We start from the raw sequence: 23,606 nt of genomic DNA on the forward strand, positions 1-23,606 counted from the left end.
TAGGATTTTTTGAAGGGTTAGATGGAGATACTGCCGGTTTCAGAAACTGATTTTTAGATTCCGTTTTTGACGCAGGCAGCCGCGGCAGAACCGCGTTTTTTTGCTTTGGTGAAAATCATCAGCAGGGCGTTCCATTTTCCGGATAGTACTTCAGATGGATGATCGGGTAAGGCGGTACTAAAGCCTTACATCACAGATTATTCCTGCCCGCGGATAATCGCAGGCGGACGCTCAGGACGTCAACATCAAATCACCTGAATGGGTGTCAGCCCAGTAGGGGGGGAAGGATGGTGCAGCTGTTTCATACAGCAAGCGCACGCCCTGAAGCGCGGGTGCTAAGGAGCGTTGACGGACTGACCGGAAATGATGGCCTGCAGCCTGAAAGAAGGGAAGGCTGAAATTTGTTTGTGCAGGCTGTCGCGCAGGAAAGAAGGATAGGTTTCCGTGCCGGAGGCGCTAAATAGGGTGCCGGAAAGCGTAACGGCAAAGTGCTTGAGAATAAGCTGAATACTGATTCGCTCATGGGCGAAGGTGCCGGCCATGTCGCTCGCATCGTGATGTTGCGTCCAGGCCAGATACAGGTGGGGAAGGAAGCGTGTTTTGTCGTCCGGGCATTCATCAGCACCGGTAGTATGAGCACCCAACATCGTTTTTTGGATGAGGCTTCGGAGGTGCTCGCTGTTTGGTTTGTCAGATTGCGCTTCGGTATCTGTATCTGAATATGCTACAGAAAGGTGCTGAATAACCCAGTTGCTGAACGTATTATACTCCTTTACCGCCTGATGTTGCGGCAGATGTGTGAGGGCAAAGCCGCCCAGCACCAGGAAAACAACCGTAAGTCTGAGTTTGAGACCAAAGAAATTTTGCATTCCTTAAAGATAGCAAGCTCCGTTGCGCGCAACAACAAAAAAATAAGGCACGCTCCGGGCGGGGAACGTGCCTTTCTATTTGATTCGACTGTTATATCAATAATCTAAAAGATGACGCAAGCTATAGACTTGTTTATCTGAATCAAAACTAACGATATCCGCTGAAAAATCAATTAATGTAATGGCTAAAGCGCGATTAGTCTTATATTTTTAGGTAAAGAAAGTCAAAAAAGCGCTTTTAGTTAAGTTTCTTCAAATTATCAGGTAATGCTGGCTCAAAAAGGCATAAGTCCGTCAAGTTGGGTATTTTAACAAACTAAACGGGGCTGTTTAAATGAGCGGTCATTCTTAGCCCGCATTATTCACCAAGAAATTTTCTTGCTCGCAAGGCGAAGCTTAAAACTCAGCGGAGGGGTACCTAAGTACCCTGAGCATGAGTTTTAAGCTTCAACGCAGCAAGCAGGGAAATTTCGCAGCACTTGAGCGACACCGAAATTCTGACTATCATTTTTATTCACTAAAATTAATTAAAACAATAATTTATATAGAATATTTTTTTGTGAATAATGCGGGATAGAACTATTCATAAAACTGCACATTACCAAGGCAAGGTCATACATGAGCTATTTCGTTGAATCCCTGCATGAGGCTGCGATTAAGGCGGCAAAAATCGCAGGAGATATTACCCTGAACTATTTTCAGAAAAAGATTGAAGTTATCAGCAAATCCGACGATTCGCCGGTAACCGTAGCAGACCGCAAAGCTGAAGAAGCCATGCGCGCATTCATCATGGAAACGTTTCCTGAACACGGCATTGTAGGGGAGGAATTCGGCACCTATCAGGAGCAGGCCGAGGTTCAGTGGATTCTCGACCCCATTGACGGCACAGTTGGTTTTATCCACGGCATTCCGCTCTACACCAATCTGATAGGCATCACCGTTGGCGGAAAGCCCACCGTTGGCGTGATTCATGCGCCTTATATGAACGAGCTTGTAGCCGCAGCCGAAGGAATTCCCACACATCTCAACGGTGTCACCACCAAAGTCCGAAGCTGTAGCTCACTGGATAAGGCCTCAATGATGACCTCCGACGTGCAGTACTTTCGCACCTACGGCTACCGCAGCTCTTTCGAATACCTTCTCGACAGGGTCGGCACACACCGCACCTATGGCGACGCCTACGGCCATCTCATGGTCGCAACCGGACGCGCCGACATCATGCTCGATCCCGTGCTCAATCTTTGGGACGCAGCCGCACTGTTGCCCGTAATAGAACAGGCCGGCGGCTCGTTCACCGACCTCAGCGGTACCCCGCAAATAGACGGCGGTAACGGATTTTCATGCGCACCTGAACTCAGGCAGGAATTGCTGGAAATTTTCAAAACTCATCAATAAAACACTATGAACCCCGAGCAAAAAGGCTGGACCCTCACCTCTCTCTTTCTCCTCTTGCTGTTGTCGGTAAGTCCCGCGCTGTCTGCGGCACAGGAACCGATGTTTCAGGATTACGAAACCTACCCTGTGCTTGATTATAAGTTTACCCATCTCGAAGCACAGCTCGCCCTTAATCCGGAAACCCGGAGCCTTTCCGGTATCGTCACCTACACCCTCGAAGCTAAACACCGCTTTGCAGGGGTGCTGCACATACCCGCGGCTGGCCTGCAAATAAACAGCATTCTGATCAATGAGCGGGAAGCTTCCTTTTCACACGAACAGGACCGCATTGAAATAGACCCCGCAGCCTACCTTTCGGATCCGCAGCGCCCTTTTGAGCTCAGCATCAGCTATGAAGCCCCGCAAAGTACCGCGCTCATCAAAACAGCTGCCGGCACCCTCTTTACGACCCTCTCACCCAACCGCCGCTCGGAATGGATACCCGTCGTAGAACATCCCCGCATTGCCTTTACGACCCGGTTTTCCCTGGAAGTAACTGAAGGCACCGAAGTGGTATCCAACGGGCAGTATTTCAGAACACAATCGCTCGATGACGGCGCCAAACGCGTGATTTGGCGCTCTGAAGTCCCGGTACCTTCCACCGATCTTGCTTTTTTTGCCGGTGACCTCTCCTTCACCGAAACCTTGCTGGGACTCACCAATGTGCGGGTGTACGGAGAAGCGCGCACGGGTTCAGCGCAGGTACGCGAAGACCTCATGCGCGAAGTCGTGAACAGCCTGAGCAGCATCACCCGTAGCCTGCGGGTTGAGTACCCCTTTGAAGGCTTCAGCCTTGTCATGCTCGAAGATCACTACTGGGAGCCCCGGCCCTATGCGGCTTCCCTTGGCATGCTGGCAGGCACCATATCCCCGGCCAAGGTACAGATTGATCGTGTAGTGGCCTCACAGTGGTTCGGGGCAGCCCTGCGTTCCGAAACCGTCGCCGGTTCCGCGGCGGTATTGCTGCATCAGGCCCATCTCATGCAGCAGCTTGAGCCCGATACACCCCCCTTTGGAGTACAGGGTTTCCCGTCAGTTGATGGCTTTGACTACTGGAATCACATGCTGCCCCAACATTTCGGGTTCTGGCACGACGCTCTGGAGCAAGCCGATGATTTTACCCGCTTTGCCCTCAGCGACCACAAGCAGGCACAGCTGCGGCGCGGCGATCCGGTAGGAGACTGGCCTGAATTTCAGCGGGAGTGGTACCGCGCTACAGGGCGCACCCTCGAAGAACCTGTCTTCGGGAGCCAAACCGAAGAACCGCAGGACACACCGCTGACCGTGCAGCTCGTATTTGGATACAACAGCGAGCGCGGCGTATCGGTTACGGTTGATCCGCAGGGCACGGTTGAAACAGACAGCATCCGCGTGCCGCTCGAGCTGCATTTCCGCGGCGCGGAAGTCCGCCGCGACACCCTCACCGTGTTCCGGACCGGCGGTGAATTCGTTATTCCGGCCGACACCCGCCCGCAAAACATTATGGCTGGCGATGGCGCCCCCGCATTCTTGTTCCGCGAGATGAAAGACCTCAACATGTGGCTGCATCAGCTGCGCAGCAGCGACGACATCAGCCGCAGGGTGCAGGCCGCGGAAAACCTGCCCCGCTTCCGGGAAGACCCCGATATTCAGCTTGCCGTACGTGATGTGCTGCGTGCCGAAGATCATCCGCAGGTTCGGGCTGCGCTCATTCGCGCCATCAGCAGCATTGTGCGCGGTGCCGCCGGCACACAGCAGCTTTTTCTCGACCTCGTAGCAACCGCAGAAGGCGATGAGCAGCTCGCCGCAGTTGAAGCCCTGCGCAATTATCCCGGCAACGCCGCCGTCGTTTCTGCCATAGGACGGCTTGCGCAAAGCATGCAGTACTCCGAAGCCGCCGTGCTTGCCGTGCGCGTATTCCGCGAAGTGGCCACAGAAGAACAGTTCACCGAACTCGCAAGCTCCCTACTCGGCGGCAGCGGACCCGGTGCCATTCGCGCGGCTGTCGTTCAGGAGCTCTTCGAACTCTCCGACCGCATGGTAGCTGTAGATACAAGCTACGAAATAGCACTCAGCACGAATTTTCCCTACCTCATGCGGGCCACGGCCATGAGCGCCCTCGCCAACCACAACCGCGCACAGGACCTACAGGAACTCATCCCCGTCCTCATCGAAGACACCGATCCCCGCATGCGCCTCATAAGCCTGCGCTACATCGGCGCCCTCGAAGATGAAATCATGAATGATTTGCTCGAGCAGCGCTTTCAGGTCGAAAGAGACCCCCGCTTACGCGCGGTACTCATGGCCTTTTAACAAAACAGCGCCACAGTACCACACGCCATCCCCGCACCCGCACCCGCACCCGCTCAGGCCCGCTTCCCCTGTACGCACAAGTCTTTGCAAAAGCTTTGGAAGGCCTGAGCCGGGCTGCCCGGGCATACCCTGTTTTTATTTTTTTGGGGAAAATTTCGTGAACATCAGGAGTTGCGGTGCCATATTGTAAGTTCCCAAACCAAAGATGAATGCGTTGCTTTTTGGTTCTTCACGCAGACAAAAGTCTCCCGGATGAGAAAAAAGGGGCAGCCCGATTAATGAGAACGCGAATTTGTTAGGATGAAGCTGTATTTGGGCGTACTCATCATGCCGAATATAGTGCGGGGCTAAGGCGGCTGGATTACGCCAATGGGAGCGAAATCCAGCATTATGGGTGTGCGGATTTTTGCGATTATTCGGGTTTGTTACAGGCTCACGCCCGGCCCCCGCATGCGCGCCTTCGGCGCTCGCGGGGATATGGGGGCGGGTGTCATGGTTCTATAAACATGCAATCCTTTCAGGATTGGTCCGGGTTGGCGTTGCATTTTTGGTTTTGAAGGGGAGCCTGAGAGTGTAATTTGCAAAAGGGAATACAGGCTTGTTTAGACAAATCAAAAGCCGCGGATGAACAAGGGGGCAACCCACAAAAACGGGACACAATTTTTTTCGGATGAAGCTGTATCTGACCGCATTTATTTTGCCTTATGGCCTGCCGGTCTACCGTGTCTTGATTGAAAGAATGGTGCGGAATCCGGCATAATGGTCGTAGGTGTTTTGCGATTATTCGGATTTGTTTCGGGCTTACGCCCGGTCCCCGCATGCGCGCCTTCGGCGCTCGCGGGGATATGGGGGGGGTGTCATGGTTCTATAAACATGCAATCCTTTCAGGATTGGTTCCCTGTCCGGGTTGAAAATTGCCGGTCGGTTGGGTGCTGATTAATGTTGCGTGTTTTTTTAGATAGAACACATCGGATCACATCATCTTTATGAATTGGCAAAGTGTCATAATTTCACGTGTGTAGGGAATCATGCCGTGCAGCAAATTTAACCTGATTGCCGTACGGTGAATGTGCCGCTTGAATATCAATCGTTAAACAGCCATATTAAATCTTCCCTGTCACTCAAAATACGTGGAACATGATTCGTGGGATGCTCTTCATCTTGCTTTTTGTATGCCTTGTACCTGCAGCCATTGCACAGCAGGAGCTGACTATTTTCGGCTCGCTCACCAATGCCGATGCCGCGCCGGTTGCCGGTTTGCCGCTTGAACTGCAAACTGCCGACGGGGAAGTCCTGGAAATAACCCACACCGGCGAGGACGGCAGCTACAGTTTTACGACCCTGTGGACCACCGCTGCGCAAGCGGACAGCAAGCCTGCGACCCTCAGCCTGGACGCCCCCTGGCCGAATCCGGCCGTAGCTGATGTGCAAACCCGTGTACATGTTTCCCGACAGGGCAGTTACAGCGTGGAAGTGTTTGACGTGCTTGGCCGCCGGATATCGGTGAAGCAGTATTCGCTTGTTCCGGGCGCAGGCACTTTGCAGCTGGGACGACCCGGCGCAGACGGGGTGTACCTGATACGAGTCAGCGGAGCGGGCGAGGTCGCAACACGTATGTTTACGGTTGTGGGCGGCAAGCCAATTAGCGGTCAGCCCGCCGTGCAATGGTCGGCCTATATGCCTGCAGCAGTACCGGCGTACTCGCAGTCCGGAGCCGGTATAAACAGTTCGGGTTTCGTGCTGAACCTGCCGGAATCAGCCTTTTATGATGGGAAGCAGCGGGAAGTACCACATCCGGCTGAGGGCGCGACATCCGTGCAGGTTGATCTAACGACTGTAGACCTGTTAAGCACATCTGTCATTACCGGCACAGTTCAGAACATCAGGCAGGAAGCTGTTGCGGGCGTTTTGATAGCTAACGAATACGGCAGCGCTACGAGTGATAGTTCAGGCCAATACGTTTTAGAGCTGACGCATGAAAAAAGAAAAGAAGGTCAACTGAGTACAATAAACTTCTCCCATCCTAATTATAATAGTAAAGATGTAGATGTTTCTTTAGAAGATCAGTCTTTGGATGCTCTTTTAGATATAATACTACAAGAGAACAACTTTTTGTTGAATGCTAGAACGGTTAATTTTGACGATGAAACAATGCCGTTTGTTTTGAAATACTTAAATGAAGCAGGCACTGACTCTGTTGAAGTAAATCTTACTCCTAGTAACGGAGTTATTAACGTTAATTTCAATAACTGGCCTGGCGAAGACGCCGTTTTATACAACACTTCAAGCAGTGATATGAATGAAGAAGACCAAAGACTTGATATTATGGCTTTAAGAAGCATGGATCAAATACCTTTAGCTTTAAATATTAGCCAAAGCGAAACCGGAGAGCCTTTGTACTTGCCTTTACAAACACCTCAATCCGTGAGTAATCTCGCCAATTCATAGCCTAACATATTTGTATTACTAGCTTTAGCGATTCTGCGTATTTTCACCCAACCGGTGAACCCTTATATAATCGTTTGAGCATGCCAAAAATACAATTTGAGCTTACCTCTACACCAATTACCTCTCATGCAGGTCTGGCTTTTATTGGTCAGGCCCTTGATGATCCCGTGCTGGCCAATGACATCAATGGCCTTTGTTCGCTGCCCCGCAACAAGAATTATATTTCCACCCTTGATACCATTAAGGCCATGATTGGGCTGTTGTCGGTCGGTAAACCTCAGTTTGACGCTATTGCTGAATATCGTGCCGATCCCGTATTTGCCACTGCCTTGGGAATAAAAAAGACCCCCTCACCGGAAACCCTGCGCCAGCGTCTTGAGCAATGCCCGGAGTCACTGGATAAGGTATTTCGTGCGTTCAACACCCGCCTGCTGGCAGCTCATCCTCACCTGCTGACCGAAGATCTGCACGGGCAGACCTGGGCGGTAATTCACTGTGATGTCTCACCCATGGATAACTCCAATAGCCACAAAGAAGGCGTAGACTGGACATACAAACAGTTTGAGGGCTATGCGCCCATGCTTGGCTACATCGGTCCGTATGGTTTGATGATAAACAACGAGCTGCGCAACGGCTCGGCGCACAGCAACACACCCGGCACCGATGCGTGGTTCAAGCAGACCATGGATATGGCTGAGCGTATGACCAGCCACAAGCGGCTTGTGGTGACCGACTCGGGCAACGATAGTGGCGTCAATGTCAGGTTATTTATGCGCCAGAAGGATACTGATTTTGTTGTGAAGTGCAACCTACGCAATCAGGATCCGCAGGAGTGGCTGGATCTGGCTGTGAAGCAAAACGGCGGAGCCGATGGCGAGTACGTAGATATAGGCGCACGGGCATGGTACGGACAAAAGCAAGTACAGATTCCCGGACATAGTGACACCCCTGATGATCCGAAGACTTGCCGGATTGTGTTCCGGGTTACCAAGCGGTTTGCCCGCACGGACGGGCAGTATATGTTTCCGGCTATGATCACCGTCGATGCGTATTGGACGAGCCTGGACTGGACCCCGGAGCAGATACATGAGTTCTACAAGCAGCGGGGTACCAGCGAGCAGTACCACAGTGAACTCAAGACAGATATGGATGTAGAGCGACTCCCCTCGGGTAAATTCAGGGTCAACCAGCACGTGCTGGATATGAGCATGATAGCCTTTAATTTATTGCGACTGGCGGGGCAAGGCATGCTAAAAACAGGTCTGGTGCCGGGGCGAAAAGCCAGGAGCAAACGGCTTCGGCTGCGCACCGTCATCCAGAACCTGATGTATATGGCGGGACGGCTGGTTCAACATGCACGCAAAACCATCATCCGCATTTTTGAGGGTCACGGCTGGGCCGAGCCCGTCATGGCACTCAATCGCTTACCCGACGGGTAGCACAGCATACAGCTTGGGATAGAAAACAGCCGGAAAAACCACAAGTGAGACAAAGCCCAAAAGGCATTGCGGAATCAGTATGCACTGTAGGGCCAAAACAAGAGCAAAAATGGTGCTCGAAGAGGTCTTGCAGGGATTGAATTGATCGTAATGAAGTACTTTGGTGGGCTACATCAAGCTGTGTGAGCGATATTTCTAACAACTATTGCCAGTATTGACCGCAAAATACCTGTCAAATAAAACTTTTCACGGATTTAGGTTTTAGATAGAATACATCGGATCACATCATCTTTATGAATTGGCAAAGTGTCATAATTTGACGTGTTAATGGAATTATTGCTTGTAGCATAGTTTGGTACATCCAAGCATATCACTTTGCAGTATAGCATAGTACAGTAAAGTAAAGCATAGTGTAGAAAAATCGATAAAGTCATTGCACACAAATTTGGGAAGCGATTTATTTCAGCCATGAAGCCGTGCTCCCGTGAAGCGATGAAGTCTTGAAGTCCGAAGCCCGCAGCCACAAAAGTGAAACCTAAAGCCCTGAAGGGGCGGTATAGCATAGCACGGGGTGCAAACCCTGTGTCAGGTGGTACCCCCAATTTATGAAGCCCTGAAAGGGCGGCATATCATCGGTGCGGGGTATGGTCCGGAGACTGCCGGTGCGTTTTTGAGGCCGGTAATGAATGGTATGCATTTGCTGTCGCTATCGCCGTGGCTGACGCGGTTTTGGGGCGAACTTGGGGGACTCGTGATTCGGCTGCAATGTTTGTATGTGATGGTCTGCGATGCTGCGGAAAAAAAGCAACGCATTCATCTTTGATTTGGGGGCTTGTAGTGTGCTTCCCCCGCTCCTGATGTTCACGGAGTTTTCCCCAAAAAAACGGATGAAGTATCACCACGGCTGTCGGTGGCGGGGCTATGGCGTTTGGCAGAGACAAAAAAAGGCGCTGTTCGTTGTGATACAAGAACAGCGCCTTTGTGAGATTGGGGTGGCTTGGGGTTAGCTGTAGCGGACCCACTTTGCGAGCTCTTTGAAGCTTGCGCTTTTGCCGTACATCAGGATGCCGACGCGGTAGATGCGGGCGCTCAGCCAGATGAGGCCGAGGAAGGTGAGGGTCATGAGTACGATGCTGAGGCCGATTTCCCAGGCGGGCACGGACATCACGGCCATGCGTACGGGCATGATGATGGGGCTGAACAGCGGGATGAGGGAGAGTACGATGGCAAGGTTGGAATCCGGATCTGAGGAGACGGGGCTTATGAACAGAATCGGAATGATGATGGGCAGCGAGACGACGGTCGTGAGCTGATTGTTCTCGGTTTCGGACTCGAGTGCCGAGCCAACTGCAGCGAAGAGTGCGCTGTAGATGAGGTAGCCGAGGATGAAGAACACGAGGAAGCCGATCAGCAGGCTGGTGCCGATCTCGGGCATGGTGAAGGGGAGTTCGCTTTCGAGGGCCTGCATGGCGGCTGCAGTGTCGCCCCCGGCGGCTTCGGTGGCGCGGCTGCCGAAGAAGTAGAGCATGACGGGCGTTGCCGCGAGGGAGATGCCGCCGATGGCCAGTGCCCAGAATACGAACTGCGTTACGGCAAGCGCCCCAACACCGATTACTTTGCCCATGAGCAGCTCGAAGGGGCGCACCGAGGAGACGATAACTTCCACAATGCGGTTCGTTTTTTCTTCAATCACGCCCCGCATGACGATGCCGCCGTACACGAACATAGCAATGTACATGATGAAGCCCAGCACCAGACCTACAACGAACAGGGCGCTGGTGTCCTGTTCTTCCTCACCGGTGGCAGTGAGCACGCGGGTGCTGAGGGCGATGCGCTCGTTCATGATTTGCCGGACTTCCGGACTGACGTCCGCCCGATCCAGCTTTTCGTCGCGTATGGCGCTGCGCAGGGCCGAGCGGACTTCGGTGATGAAGGCGACGCCGCCGGTGCCCGCAAAAATGAGCTCAGGCGTGCGGTTGCCCGCGATGACCTCTTCGTCAATAATAACGAAGCCGTGCAGGCGGCCATCGGTGACTTTGGCGCGGATTTCATCGAGGGGCACATCCGGCAGGTACTGATAGCGGTCGGGGTCGTTTTCGAGCATGCGCGGGGCTATGGTGCCGGTTTCGTCCACAACGGCAACGCTGCGCTGCGTATCGGGGGTGAGGAGTACGACAAGAACCGGTATAATGAAAAAGGCGAGGAAAATGAGCGGCGCCAGCAGGGTGGTGATGATGTAGGCTTTGCTCGTAACGCGGGTGATGTATTCGCGCTTGAAGATGATGAGGAATTTGTTGAAGTCAATCATGTAGTGAGGATACGTGGGTTAGGCTTTGGCGGTCTGGGTTGCGGATTCGGCGGCAGTGGCGTTGTTGACCGTAGAGATGAAAATTTCGTTGAGGCTGGGTTGCACAAACTCGAAGTGCGTGAGCTGCACGTGCTGAACCGCGGTTTGCAGTACGTCCTGTTCGGAAGTGCCGTCGAGCAGGCGGATTTCGGCATAGTTGGCCGATCGGTTGTTGATGCGCACATTTTCGAGCCCGTCGATAAAGCTGCCGTCCCCCAGGAAGGAGAGCTTCACGGTGTTGTTGCCGAAGGAGCGCTTGACGTCCGCCAGGGAGCCGGTGAGCAGCAGTTTGCCGTTGTTGAACAGGCAGATGTCATCGCACATTTGCTCGACTTGCTCCATGCGGTGCGTGGCAAACAAGATCGTTTTGCCCTTCTGATTGAGTTCAAGAATGACTTCCCGCAGCAGCTCGGCGTTGATGGGATCGAGTCCGCTGAAGGGCTCGTCAAAAATGCAGATTTCCGGATCGTGGGCGATGGTGGAAATAAACTGCACCTTTTGTTGCTGCCCTTTGGAGAGCTCACCCAGCTCTTTTTTAATCCAGTCGGTGGCTTTGAAGCGGTCGAGCCAGTAGGTGAGTGATTTTCGTGCGTCGTGATCATTCATCCCCTTAAGGCGCGCAAGATACAGCAGCTGATCGCCGACCTTCATTTTTTTGTAGAGCCCGCGTTCTTCGGGCAGGTAGCCGATCAGCTTCTGACTCTCGGCGCTTGCCGGTGCACCTTTGATCAGCACCTGCCCGCTGTCGGGTATGGTGATGAAGTTGATCATTCGGATGGTGGTCGTTTTTCCGGCACCGTTTGGCCCAAGCACACCGAAGATGCGCCCTTTTTCTACATTGAATGAGACGTCGTCTACGGCAGTGAATGCGCCGTAGCGTTTTACGATCTGATTAACTTGTATGACAGACATGTTTTGGAATTGATGGGATGTTAGGATAGGGATGATGAAGGCGTCAGGGATACGCCAGGCGTATTTACGTTTGAAAAGGCCGTGCGAACCACTTTAAAAGCTATTAAAAGGCCGGAATCTGTCTGTTCGGCGCCCGATGCGCAGAACGTAATCGTCCAAATTCTACTTGTTTTAAGTACATACGGCAAATTAAGCGAACGCGACGCAAGCTGAAAGAATAGAGCAATCAGGCCCTTTGTTTTGAGACAATCTATTTCATTATTAGGTGGCTTTGCTTTATACTACGAGCACTTAATAGTGCCCGGAATGGTACGGAAAAGCCGTTCCGCAGTCCAATTTATTATGCCGAAATTCATCTTATGAATATTATACATTTAACTTTTGAGTGTTATCCCGTAGCAAAAACGGGGGGGCTCGCAGATGTTCTGGGTTCGCTGCCTAAATATCAGCGGGCATTGGGTGCAGATGCATGGGTTGTGATGCCGCGATACAACAACGAATGGATTAATCAGCGCAACATTCAGGTTGTGCACGCCGCGAGTACGTGGATGGGAAATCAGATGTTTCACTTCGAAATTCATAAAGTGGAAGGGGATGAGCTGGGTTTCCCGCTGTATCTCGTGCACGTGCCCGGACGCCTCGACCGTAAGGGCATTTACGTAGATGCCGATTCCGGTTACGGCTTTTGGGATGAGTTTGAGCGCTATCTCAGCTTTCAGCTTGCAGCCCTTGAGTGGATCCGGACCTTCTCAACCTATCCCGATGTGCTGCACTGTCATGATCATCACACGGCCCTCGTTCCTTTTTTGATTACTTCCACAGATACCTTCAGCGGAATGGAGCATATTCCGACCATCGTCACTATTCACAATGGGGAGTATCACGGAAATTATGATATGGGTAAGGCCGACCTCATTCCTTCCATTAAATTCGGACAGCACGGATTTCTGGATTGGGGCGGGCGCTTCAACGCCCTCTCCGCCGGCATTCGCAAAGCCTGGAAGGTAACGACGGTCTCCAAAACCTATATGGACGAACTTCAGGAATCGGCCGGCGGTCTCGAAGGCCTCCTCAAAGCCGAAAGCGGCAAGTGTACCGGTATTATCAATGGGATTGACGATGAAGTCTGGAATCCGCAGAAAGATCACATGCTTGAATATCACTACAACAAGCGCACCGTGGAAAGCGGCAAGGAAAAGAGTAAGCGCCTGATTTGTGAATATTTTAATCTCAACACCAACTATCCACTGATTGCCTTTATTGGCCGGCTCGTGAAGGAAAAGGGCGCTGATATGCTGCCTTCTGCCATCTCCGAATTCATTGCACAGGGCGGACGCGCAAGCTTTGTTGTGCTCGGAACCGGCGATCACTGGCTGCAGGAGCGCCTGCGGGTGATGTCGGACGAATACACCGGATTCTTTGACTCCTCCATTCAGTACAACGAAACGCTCTCCCGCCGGATTTACGCCGGTGCCGATTTCATCATAATGCCTTCCCGGGTCGAACCCTGCGGGCTGAATCAAATGTACGCCATGCGCTACGGCACCATCCCGATTGTTCGGGAAGTAGGCGGCCTCAAAGATTCGGTGCGCGACATTGGCGAAGAAGATGGCTACGGAATCCGCTTCCGTAACTTCACGCCCGATGACACCCTGCATGCCCTCTACCGTGCAACCGATCTGTATGAAGACACCGAAACATTCAAATCAATTCGCAAAAAAATCATGGGGCTTGACTTCACCTGGAACAGGTCGGCTCAAACCTATCTTGATTTATACCAATCTCTTTTAGACTAAACTATCAATCATCTAACCCATTCCCGAACTATGGAAAACGTACTTTCAGTAATTCTCGGCGGCGGTCAGGGATCGCGGCTCTATCCACTCACCCGCAGCCGCTCCAAGCCCGCAGTGCCCATTGGGGGGAAATACCGCCTTGTTGATATTCCGATTTCTAACTGTCTGAACAACAACATCCGTAAGATTTATGTGCTTACACAGTTCAACTCGGCCTCATTAAACCGGCACATCAAAAACACCTACAGCTTTGACCCCTTCAACCCGGGCTTTGTGGATGTACTTGCTGCCGAGCAGACCATCACAAGCCAAAAATGGTTTCAGGGTACAGCCGACGCCGTCCGGCAGTCGCTTCACCACATGACGAACCACGATTTTGATTACATGATGATTCTCTCCGGGGATCAGCTGTATCAGATGGATTTCAAAACGATGATGGAGACACACATCAGCTCCGGTGCCGAAATCTCCATCGCTACCATCCCCGTAAATGCCTACGACGCAACTGGTTTCGGCATTATGAAAGTGGGCGAAAACGACGCGATTGAAACATTCGTTGAGAAGCCCTCTGCGGATGAGCTCGGTGAATGGGGCTCCGAAGTGTCGGATGAGCTCAAGAACGAAGGCCGCATTTATATGGCCTCCATGGGCATGTACATATTCAACCGCTCGGTTATCAAAGAGCTGTTTGATGAAATGCCCGAAGCCACTGATTTCGGCAAGGAAATCATCCCCTCAGCCATTCAGAACGGCCGCAAGGTAAAATCTTTCCTCTATGACGGCTACTGGGAAGACATCGGAACCATCAAGTCTTTCTTTGAAGCCAATCTGCAGCTGACAACCGCAATGCCCAAGTTCAACTTGTACGACCCCAACAACATGGTGTACACCCGTGCGCGTATGCTGCCGGCCTCCAAAATCAGCGGCACAACGCTGGAGCGCACCATCGTAGCGGAAGGATCTGTGATTGAAGCCAGCCGCGTTGAGCACTCCATCGTAGGTATCCGCTCCCGTGTTGGCCGCGGCACTACCATCGCCAACAGCATCATCATGGGTAACGACTACTTCCCGCGCTACGACGAAGTAACCGGAAAAGACGGCACCAAGCCACCCATGGGTATTGGCGAGCGCTGTTACATCCAAAACTGCATCATCGATAAAAATGCCCGCATCGGTAACGACGTCCGCATCAATGGCGGCACGCACCTCGAGAACGGTGACTTTGATCAGTATTCAGTCAGAGATGGCATCGTCATCGTCCCCAAAACAGCAGTCATCAAAGACGGTACCGTAATCTAAAACACAGCGGAAAGAAAGCTGTCACCGTAACCATAAAAGCCTGCCCGGTCTGCAAACATACTGCAACCGGGCAGGCTTTCTTTTTTTACGATGACTTCGAAGGGGCATTCCACCCGCATTCCCCTGCCACAGGCTTACTTGCTGTTCGGGCTTTTTTATTTTTTGGGTGAAATCCCGTGAACATCACGGTCTTTCGTGGCAGATCAGCGCTCCCAAATCATAATTTGAGTCCCTTGCTTTTTGGGTTCCTGCGCATGCTACGGTTCCGGAGCAGAACAGGAATCCGGCGTTTATAATGGCTTGACCGGACGGGTGTTAAAGGTGCTTCATAGCCGTGTCGTAGCCGATTTTAATCAGATCTTTTAGCGCTTCGGGATCACTTCTGGAAAAGCCGTGAAGTTCCGGGGCAATAATCACGTTGGCATCCTCTGACTGCAGCTGTGCCGCATTGTCAAGGGCAATGTCCATGGCGTTGATCATCACATCAATCACATCCTCGGGTTTATCGTATTTGCGGTTGGCGTTCAGATCTACCGCAACAATATGCGAAGCGCCCATTTCTACAAGCGGACTAACGGGCACATTCTCCATAATACCGCCGTCCACGAGCATACGCCCCTCATGCTCAACAGGGATGAAAACGCCCGGAATACAGGTGCTCGCCCGGACCGCTACCGAAAGCTTGCCCGATGTGAAAACTACTTTTTCACCTTTCCCCACATCGGTCGCAATGATGGCGAGCGGAATATCTGCATCCTCAATATCCACATCCTTAATGTAGTCGTCTGCGATATCAGCCATCTTGTCATTGCTGAGAAAGCCAAACTTCGAAAGCGAAAATGAGCTGACATCGAGCCACTCCAGCTCACTCATAAGAGATTCTATTTTGTGGGAATCAAGCCCAAACGCAAACAGTCCGGCAACGAGCGCACCAATGCTTGTCCCGGAAATATGCGTCACTTCGATTTGTTTTTCCTCAATGGCACGTAAAATGCCAATGTGTGCGGCCCCAAGTATCGCGCCGCCGCCGAGCGCCAATGCAATTTTGTTTGAACTCATAAATCGCCTTTCCAAAAGGTTGATGTTTAATCCTGGAAATGTACGTCTCGGCTTTGGGCCGTGCTGCCGCTGCCGCTGTCACTGCCGCTTCGCGCAACAATCAGGCAGGGTGGTTCGCTTGGGCCTGCAGCATCAGGGTTCTTCGGCCTGAATTTCAAGCAGCTTGGAAAGCGCACGGTCGCGCAAACCCTCGAAGTGCGCGGGCCTGAAATCGCCGTTGTTGAACTTCATATACAGCCAGATCAGATAGGTGGCAATAACATCTTCATAGCAATAGTGCTCGATTGCAGCAAGCTGTCCGTTCTGATACATTTCATACACCGCGTTGCCTTCCCCCGTCTTTTTGAACGGAATGCCGAGCAGAAGCCCCAAATGCTTGAGCTTGGGCCAGGAGCTCGCCCCGAAGTTGCTGAACTGATCGACCAGATCAATATTTTGCTGACTGTAGCGGTACTTGATGTCGTGCGAGTTGAGCCGTTGCGGCAGCGGCAGTCCGTGCTTCAGGCTCCGGTAAGTGAGCAGCGGAATGTCGAATCCGCGTCCGTTATGGTGAATCAGGCCGAAATCCTTATACACCCGCAGCGCATCGATAAGCTGTTGAATGCCCTCCTTTTCGTCGGTTCCGTGCCAGCCAAGCTTGTTTTTAGGATTTCCCTCATTGTCGATCCACAAGCCTACCCATGAAACCATCCGGTGAAACATAGGCGGCAGGAAGCCTGATTTGTTTTTGGCCAGCTCCTCTGTGGCCCGCTCCATCAGTTCCGGTTCGGGCAGATCCGGCTCGTCCAGCGCAAGCCGTACAAAATCAATGTCAGGAATGGTTTCAATATCAAAAACAAAAAACATAGCAGATCAGAAAAGGGCGTGGTTAAAGGTTGGTTTCCTAAAATTCAGACCGGGCTTTGGTGATGATTTTGCTCACTTCGGTAAAGTTCCGGGCCTCCATGAGCTTTTTGTAGGTTTTGCGGTGACCCAGCAGCCGCGCGATGTTACCCAGGGTACGGATGTTGCGCTGCGTGCTGTGTGAAGCAGGCGTGATAAGCACAAACAGCAGCTTCACCTTTTCCTCAATATCGGGATATTCAATTCCGTTGGGGCTGATTCCCAGAAACAGGGTCGGCTTTTCTACATTCACTGACCGGCTTTTGGTCAGCACGACGCCGGGCAGCTCACCCGGGAGATTATCCGTTTCCTGCGTAAGCACCTTGTCAATAATTTCGGTGAGCTCAACAGGGTTGGCACTGAAACGTTTCGACATCAGTTCGCGCAGCGCCTGACGCGCATCCATATCGTCCAGCTCAAAGTTCACATTCTCGTTATGGATGTCCGGAATATCCTGCATGGAATCAAAAGCGACGTAGTTGTGCGCGTTTTCATCAGAACTTACTTCTGCCGGATAAATGGTGAGAAAATTGACGTCAGGATAGTTCTGAGCAATAATCCGCGGCAGTCGCTCAAGATTGGCATCCCAGGAAACCGTGCCGTTGCGGGTACTGAGCAGAATGAGCAGGTCTTCTTCATCCTTAAACTGAATGCGCTCATCTTTGAGCAGATCAGACCACTCATTCAGGGTAATGTACTCCGCTTCAATCTCCGGATCTTTATTGCTGATGATTTCGCGCATGGTTTTGTGATTGTTGCGCGAAGTAACGACCACAAGGCTTGCACCAATTTCATTCACCATATTTTTGATGGTCCCCACAGCGCCTGTAAAGCCGGTTTCACGATCCAGATAAGGCGGTACCACCAGGAAGATTCGTTCGGTAATGTTGATGGGATGAACAACTTTGGATACCATAATCAGCTGTTTACTTTCATCCAGCAGCTGATCAAGCACGGTTCCGAAGATAAGCTGACGCGCAGAAATTTCGCCGTTCCAGCCGATCACAACATGCGATATGCGCAGTTCACGGATTGCACGCGTGATCCCGTTCGATATGTTCATGTCGATTCGCGTAACCGGGATTACCGGAGTTTCGGCGGCGGCGGCATGCACAACGGCATGGCTCAGCATCTTCTCGCTTTCAGCTACGCGGGCGTCGGTATCCGCATTTTCTGAGCTGCGGGCAACGGTTAGCGGGAAAAGCGGCTCGCTGGAATTGCTTCGGCGGATGATCATCGCAATATCCATCAGGGCTTCAGCGGTCTGCGGATTAGCCAGCGGAACCAGAATACGCTCTGGAGCGTCCTGCGGATTGTACTGCGCGCTTGCTTCCTGAAGCGCAACCTGCCGCCCGAATCGCTCAACGAGACTCGGGCCAATCAGGCAGGTGATCAGAATCATCAGAACCACAGCGTTCACCGAAGTTTGCGATAAAAGTCCGATTTCGAAACCCACAAGCGTTACGGCCAGGGTTGCAGCAGCCTGCGGAATGGTAAGCCCGGCAATGGTCCAGCCTTCGGCTGGTGACATCTTGTAAATCCACTGCGTTATTTTGGCAGCCAGGCTTTTTCCGAAAACAACGAGCGCAACAAATGCCCCGGTCTGTGCCCAGACTTCCCAGCTTTCGGCCATAACGCGCACATCAACAAGCATCCCCACTGAAATAAGGAAAAACGGGATGAAGTACGCATTCCCAACAAACTGAACACGGCTCATGAGCGTACCGCTCTCCGGAACCAGGCGGTTCAGGGTGAGTCCGGCCAGAAACGCACCAATGATAGGTGCAAGCCCTACCACATCCGCCAGGAATGCGGAAATAAAAAGCAGCGCAATCATAAACACATATTCGGTATTGGTCTGATTGCGCACATTTTTAAAAAACCAGCGACCAAGTACGGGCAGGCCGAGTAAAATCAGCGCCGTGTAGCCCACTACGAGCAGGGCAAAGGTAAGCCAGAAGGTGAAGCCGGTTGCATCAGAAAGAGAGTTTGCCACAATGGCCAGAATCAGCAGCGAAAACATGTCGGTAACAATCGTACCGCCCATGGCCATGGTCACCCCGGTATTTTTGGTGATACCAATCCGGTTGGCAATCGGGTAAGCGAGCAGGGTATGCGAACCCACGATGGAGCCCAGCAGCAGTGAAGACGCCAATGAAAAATCAAGGAGCAGCATCCCGACAGGCAGCGCCGCAAGCTGCGGTATCAGAAATGAGATGAGACCAAATGCGACGCTCTTGTTCCGGTTTTTCTCAAACTTGTTGAGATCAATGCTCAGGCCTGCCATAAACATCAGGTACAGCAAGCCTACGGTGCCCAGCAGAATGATGGTATCATCGCGCTCAAGCAGGCCGAGAACACTCGGGCCCACAATGGTACCGGCCAGAATCGTACCAACCAGCCCAGGTATTTTGAGCCGCTGCACGACCATCGGTGCCAGCAGGATGATGAGCATCACTATGGCAAAGATTAATACCGGATCGTTGATCGGCAGACTGAAATTATAAAGTAAATGCAAGCTTGGTTAGTTTAGAAAGACGGTGTTTAGGAAAAACGCCTTGTAGCGGGCGTGAACAAAAAAGTTCGCCTAAAATACGGAGAATAAAGTCTGAACAGATAATAGCATTTTGAAGAACTAAATCAAGTTTTGCCTTTTAATGTGTGCTGCATGTACTCCGGATGGATTCGCCCGCATAACTCAGTCTGAATGATTAGTAAGCAGGTGTTCGGAAGCATGCAAATCAATAAAAAAGCCGACGACCTTACCCCTCACAGCCTTTAGCCTGCGCATAAGCCGAAAATGGTTTTATGAGCCTGAGAACGCTTTCTTTCCGGCTTGAAAGGTTTTTGATTAAAGCATTGATGGGCAATGAGATAGGTATGAAATCGAATCCTGTCGGGAATTATGCGGGTATGGCTTCATGTCCGCATTGAAAAGTGTTATCTTCAGCAAACTCTCTTCCAAAAGCCCAAAACTATGCCATCAGAAGTTTTTGCACACAAAATTACCCGTGAAGGACTCACCTACGACGATGTTTTACTCGTACCGGCGCATTCACAGGTTTTACCCCGGAATGTGGATACATCCGTAACCCTTGCCCGAAACCTGAAACTCAACATGCCGGTGCTTGCCGCCGCGATGGATACAGTCTCGGAATACCGCCTTGCCATTGCCCTTGCCCGTGAAGGGGGGATGAGCATCCTTCATAAAAATATGACGATAGCAGAGCAGGCAGAGCAGGTTCGCCTGGTGAAGCGCAGCGAAAGCGGGATGATCGTGGATCCGGTAACCCTTGGTGCCGACGCAACCGTCGCGCAGGCCCGCGATGTGATGACCCGCCACAAAATTGGCGGCATTCCGATTGTAGATGGCAACCGCAAGCTTCTGGGCATTGTGACCAATCGGGATTTGCGTTTTGAAACCGACTTCACCCGCAAGCTCACGCAGATTATGACGTCGGGCAGGCTGGTTACGGCACGCGCGGGTACTACCTTAGAAGAAGCAGAAAGCCTGTTACAAACCCACAAAATTGAAAAGCTGCCCATCATTGAACCGGACGGCACCCTTGTCGGACTGATCACATTTAAGGATATTGAGAAGAAGAAAAACTTCCCGAATGCCTGTAAAGATGAAATAGGCCGGCTCAGGGTAGGTGCAGCAGTAGGTATTGCAGCCGATACGGTAGACCGGGTTGCGGCACTCGTACACGCTTCGGTGGATTGTATCGTGGTGGATACGGCACATGGTCACTCTCAGGGGGTGATCGATATGGTAAAAACACTGCGTGCAGCGTATCCTGAACTCGTTATCGTTGGCGGCAATATTGCTACCGCACAGGCCGCTGAAGCGCTCCACAAAGCCGGTGCTGACGCCGTTAAAGTGGGCGTAGGTCCGGGTTCAATTTGCACAACCCGGATAGTGACCGGGGTGGGCGTTCCGCAGCTGAGCGCCGTGCTGGAAGTTGCCGCTTATACCAGGGCCAACGGCTTAGGCCTAATTGCCGATGGCGGAATCAAGCAAACGGGCGATATCCCCAAAGCCATAGCGGCCGGCGGTGACGTGGTCATGCTGGGATCGATGTTCGCAGGCGTTGACGAAAGTCCCGGAGAAACCATCATTTATGAAGGCCGCAAATTCAAAACCTATCGCGGCATGGGCAGCATTGGTGCGATGAGTCAGGGCAGCAAGGACCGCTACTTTCAGGATGTGGAAGATGATGTGAAAAAGCTGGTTCCGGAAGGTATTGAAGGTAGGGTCCCTTACAAAGGAACCCTTGCTGAAGTGGTCTATCAGATGAGCGGTGGCTTGCGCGCCGCCATGGGATACTGTGGTGCAGCGAGCATAGAAGCGCTGCAGCAGGCCGAGTTCGTGCGGATTTCCCCGGCAGGTATGCGGGAAAGTCATCCCCACTCCGTACATATTACAAAAGAATCGCCTAACTACTCCATGCGGTAGGATATCGTGCAGGCCGGATTTGTGACCGAAAAGCAGCAATCGGAGTCAGACGACAGCGGTAAAAACGTCTTACTTATTGCCTACTACTTCCCCCCTATGGGTGGTAGCGGCGTACAGCGTCCGGTGAAACTGGCAAAATACCTTCCCAGCTTTGGCTGGAATCCTGTCATTCTCGTTCCTGAGCCGGGCGCGTATTATCATTTTGATGAAAGTTTAGCGCAAGAAATCAGCGAGCTGAAAATACCGCCGGTACGGGTGAAGGCCCGGACGCTGTTCCATGCCGCCGCCGGGATTGCCGGGGTAGGGCAGCTGAAGGTACAGCCACAAGAGTGGAAAACCCGCTTGCTCTCCTTTATAACGTCATGGTTTTTTGTGCCCGACAATAAAACAGCGTGGATCAAGCCGGCCCTGGAACAGGCAGCCAAGCTGATACGCGAGCACAATATCAAAGCCGTCATTGCTACTGCGCCGCCGTACAGCAATCTACTGATTGCCGCGCGCATTCGTGAAGCATTTCACATTCCGGTAATCATGGATTTTCGGGATGAATGGCTTCAGAGTCACTGGGTCAGCTATCCGACTTCGTGGCATTTCCGCCGTATGCAGCAAACGGAACAGGCCGCCCTTTCCCGCGCTGATTATGTGACAGTGGTAAATGAGGCCTACCGGGATTCCATTTCGCGCCGCATGCCGGGACCGAAGCAAAAAAGGATACAGGTCATCCCAAACGGCTATGATCCTGCAGATTTCGAAGGCGCTGAAGTAACACAGACGGGTTCAGGAACGCCTGAGACAGATTCGAAGCATCAAAAAGTATTTACCTTGTTGCACAGCGGCCGGTTTTACAGCGGCATACAACCCGACGACCTGCTCGAAGCCGTACACCGGTTTTTGCAGAACCATCCGGAAAAGCGAAAGTGTTTCCGGCTCGCATTTCAGGGAGGACTTACAGATACCCATCAACAGCAAATCAAAAAGCTGGATCTTGAAGACGTCACCCGGGATTATGGCTACCTGCCGCATAAGAAGGCCGTCCGGAATCTTATGCAGGCAGACGCCCTTTTTCTAACGCTGGGGCACATTCCCCAAATTGAAGCGGTTACGCCGGGCAAGCTTTTTGAGTATATCGGCAGCGGTAAGCCCGTGCTTGCCTATCTTCCTGAAGGGATATCCCAAAAGCTTCTCCAAGGCTATGGCGCATGTTTTTTAGCGGATCTTGGTGCCAAACAGCAGCAGTACAGAGCCCTTAAAGCCCTTTTCTTTGCCTGGGAAAAAGACCGGTTGCCACAGCCGGATCCTGAATACTGCCGGCAGTTCAGCCGTATAGAAATCGCCGCAGCCTTCGGAAAGATATTGGATCAGCTAAGGCTGCGCGAAAGCTGAAAAAATGGGCGCAAAGTTTTCTAAGAAAATGCGCGTAAACATCATATCTTAGCCTTTCTTTAGAAATAACCGGAATACCTCCGACAGCCTGAATAACAAAAGTATCACACTGACCGGATGCTTGAATTTTTATCGCGAATAACATCCTTCAGCAATGAGAAATTAACCGTTTTGCTGTGGCAGGGACAAGCACACGAAACCAACAAGCCTTATACCATTGTCCCCCGCAAAATGCTCGGTTTGCTTGTTGTGACGCATCTCATTGTTATCGCACTGATGTTTTTGTTTTTCTTTCTGACGCCGTTGGGCACATTGCTGTTCAACCGTGAAGATCAGGCCGTCAGGGAACAGATTGTAGAAATAAGGGACCGTATCGAGGTGCTGCGCGATTCCCTTCATGCAAACGAAATTCAGTTAAGTAACTTCAAGCTTGCCCTTATGCAAAGCGCTGATACTACATTTACAACCGGTATCAGTGCTGAAGACAGGCCGGAAATATTCAGTGTGGCCCCCGCATTTATGGAATTCGACGATACCGATTTTTTCACACAGGTGAGAGGGTTGAGTGTAGAAGAAATTGTTCACTCTGCGGAAGACTTTTTCTCATCAGACTGGGAGTTGCCCCTGCGCTTTCCGCTCGAAGGTACTGTAACACGGGGTTTTGATCTGCAAACCGGTCATACCGGGATTGATATCGCGGCAGCGGAGGGCACAGTCATCAGAACTTTTGCAGATGGCGTCGTGCTTTTCAGCGGCTTTACCATTCAGTATGGCAATGTTATGGTTATTCAGCACATCAACGGATTTCTGAGCATATATAAGCACTGTAAAAGCCTCGCCCGGCAAAAGGGTGATTTTGTTAAACGCGGAGACATAATAGGACGCGTAGGCAGTACCGGTATCCTTACATCAGGCCCGCACCTTCATTTTGAACTTTGGCAAAACGGGGTGGCACTGGACCCGTCGGAATCATTCACAAATTTAAATTAA

15 protein-coding genes are annotated in these 23,606 nt (G+C 51.8%); 9 read left to right on the forward strand and 6 right to left on the reverse strand.

Annotated elements, in window-relative coordinates; all coding sequences use genetic code 11:
- Positions 1-335 precede the first annotated feature (335 nt).
- Positions 336-869 carry a hypothetical protein gene (locus CYPRO_RS05895; protein WP_114983725.1) on the reverse strand — a complete coding sequence of 178 codons (534 nt, stop codon included), beginning with the start codon at positions 867-869 and terminating at the stop codon, positions 336-338.
- Positions 870-1,487: 618 nt separating this feature from the next.
- Between CYPRO_RS05895 and CYPRO_RS05900 the strand changes: the two genes are divergently transcribed.
- The 4 genes from CYPRO_RS05900 to CYPRO_RS05915 all read left to right on the forward strand — a co-directional run bounded on the left by CYPRO_RS05900 (position 1,488) and on the right by CYPRO_RS05915 (position 8,482).
- Positions 1,488-2,264 (forward strand): inositol monophosphatase family protein, encoded by a 777-nt coding sequence (locus CYPRO_RS05900; RefSeq protein ID WP_114983726.1) that lies wholly within the window; start codon positions 1,488-1,490, stop codon positions 2,262-2,264.
- A gap of 6 nt (positions 2,265-2,270) precedes the next feature.
- Positions 2,271-4,595, forward strand: a complete 2,325-nt coding sequence (locus CYPRO_RS05905; RefSeq protein ID WP_114983727.1) for a hypothetical protein — start codon at positions 2,271-2,273, stop codon at positions 4,593-4,595.
- Positions 4,596-5,744: 1,149 nt separating this feature from the next.
- Positions 5,745-7,043, forward strand: a complete 1,299-nt coding sequence (locus CYPRO_RS05910; protein ID WP_164682580.1) for a T9SS type A sorting domain-containing protein — start codon at positions 5,745-5,747, stop codon at positions 7,041-7,043.
- An 80-nt stretch (positions 7,044-7,123) separates the two neighbouring features.
- Entirely contained in the window at positions 7,124-8,482 is a 1,359-nt protein-coding gene (locus tag CYPRO_RS05915; RefSeq protein ID WP_114983729.1) for an IS1380 family transposase, read from the forward strand.
- 1,003 nt (positions 8,483-9,485) lie between these two features.
- Here CYPRO_RS05915 and CYPRO_RS05930 read toward each other — a convergent pair.
- Complete coding sequence (locus tag CYPRO_RS05930) at positions 9,486-10,790, reverse strand: ABC transporter permease (RefSeq protein WP_114983732.1); 1,305 nt, start codon at positions 10,788-10,790, stop codon at positions 9,486-9,488.
- Positions 10,791-10,808: 18 nt separating this feature from the next.
- Positions 10,809-11,741, reverse strand: coding sequence for an ABC transporter ATP-binding protein (locus tag CYPRO_RS05935; RefSeq protein ID WP_114983733.1), 933 nt, complete (start codon positions 11,739-11,741; stop codon positions 10,809-10,811).
- A gap of 359 nt (positions 11,742-12,100) precedes the next feature.
- Between CYPRO_RS05935 and CYPRO_RS05940 the strand changes: the two genes are divergently transcribed.
- A complete protein-coding gene (locus tag CYPRO_RS05940; RefSeq protein WP_114983734.1) occupies positions 12,101-13,537 on the forward strand; it encodes a glycogen synthase in 1,437 nt (478 codons plus the stop codon).
- A gap of 30 nt (positions 13,538-13,567) precedes the next feature.
- Complete coding sequence (locus CYPRO_RS05945) at positions 13,568-14,836, forward strand: glucose-1-phosphate adenylyltransferase (protein WP_114983735.1); 1,269 nt, start codon at positions 13,568-13,570, stop codon at positions 14,834-14,836.
- A 315-nt stretch (positions 14,837-15,151) separates the two neighbouring features.
- Here the strand turns inward: CYPRO_RS05945 and CYPRO_RS05950 are convergent, their stop codons facing one another.
- The 3 genes from CYPRO_RS05950 to CYPRO_RS05960 form a co-directional block, all read right to left on the reverse strand.
- Complete coding sequence (locus CYPRO_RS05950) at positions 15,152-15,895, reverse strand: patatin-like phospholipase family protein (RefSeq protein ID WP_114983736.1); 744 nt, start codon at positions 15,893-15,895, stop codon at positions 15,152-15,154.
- A gap of 132 nt (positions 15,896-16,027) precedes the next feature.
- Positions 16,028-16,741: a 3'-5' exonuclease family protein gene (locus tag CYPRO_RS05955; protein ID WP_114983737.1), complete on the reverse strand. Its 714-nt coding sequence runs from the start codon at positions 16,739-16,741 to the stop codon at positions 16,028-16,030.
- Between the two features lie 37 nt (positions 16,742-16,778).
- Positions 16,779-19,295, reverse strand: coding sequence for a cation:proton antiporter domain-containing protein (locus tag CYPRO_RS05960; protein WP_114983738.1), 2,517 nt, complete (start codon positions 19,293-19,295; stop codon positions 16,779-16,781).
- A gap of 459 nt (positions 19,296-19,754) precedes the next feature.
- Between CYPRO_RS05960 and guaB the strand changes: the two genes are divergently transcribed.
- The 3 genes from guaB (at position 19,755) to CYPRO_RS05975 (ending at position 23,606) form a co-directional block, all read left to right on the forward strand.
- The gene (guaB, locus tag CYPRO_RS05965) at positions 19,755-21,233 is read left to right on the forward strand and encodes an IMP dehydrogenase (protein ID WP_114983739.1); all 1,479 of its coding nucleotides are present in this window, start codon (positions 19,755-19,757) and stop codon (positions 21,231-21,233) included.
- 21 nt (positions 21,234-21,254) lie between these two features.
- Positions 21,255-22,616, forward strand: a complete 1,362-nt coding sequence (locus tag CYPRO_RS05970) for a glycosyltransferase (protein ID WP_124245539.1) — start codon at positions 21,255-21,257, stop codon at positions 22,614-22,616.
- Between the two features lie 117 nt (positions 22,617-22,733).
- Positions 22,734-23,606 (forward strand): M23 family metallopeptidase, encoded by an 873-nt coding sequence (locus tag CYPRO_RS05975; protein WP_114983741.1) that lies wholly within the window; start codon positions 22,734-22,736, stop codon positions 23,604-23,606.

The organism is Cyclonatronum proteinivorum (assembly GCF_003353065.1).
Classification (GTDB): Bacteria; Bacteroidota; Rhodothermia; order Balneolales; family Cyclonatronaceae; genus Cyclonatronum; species Cyclonatronum proteinivorum.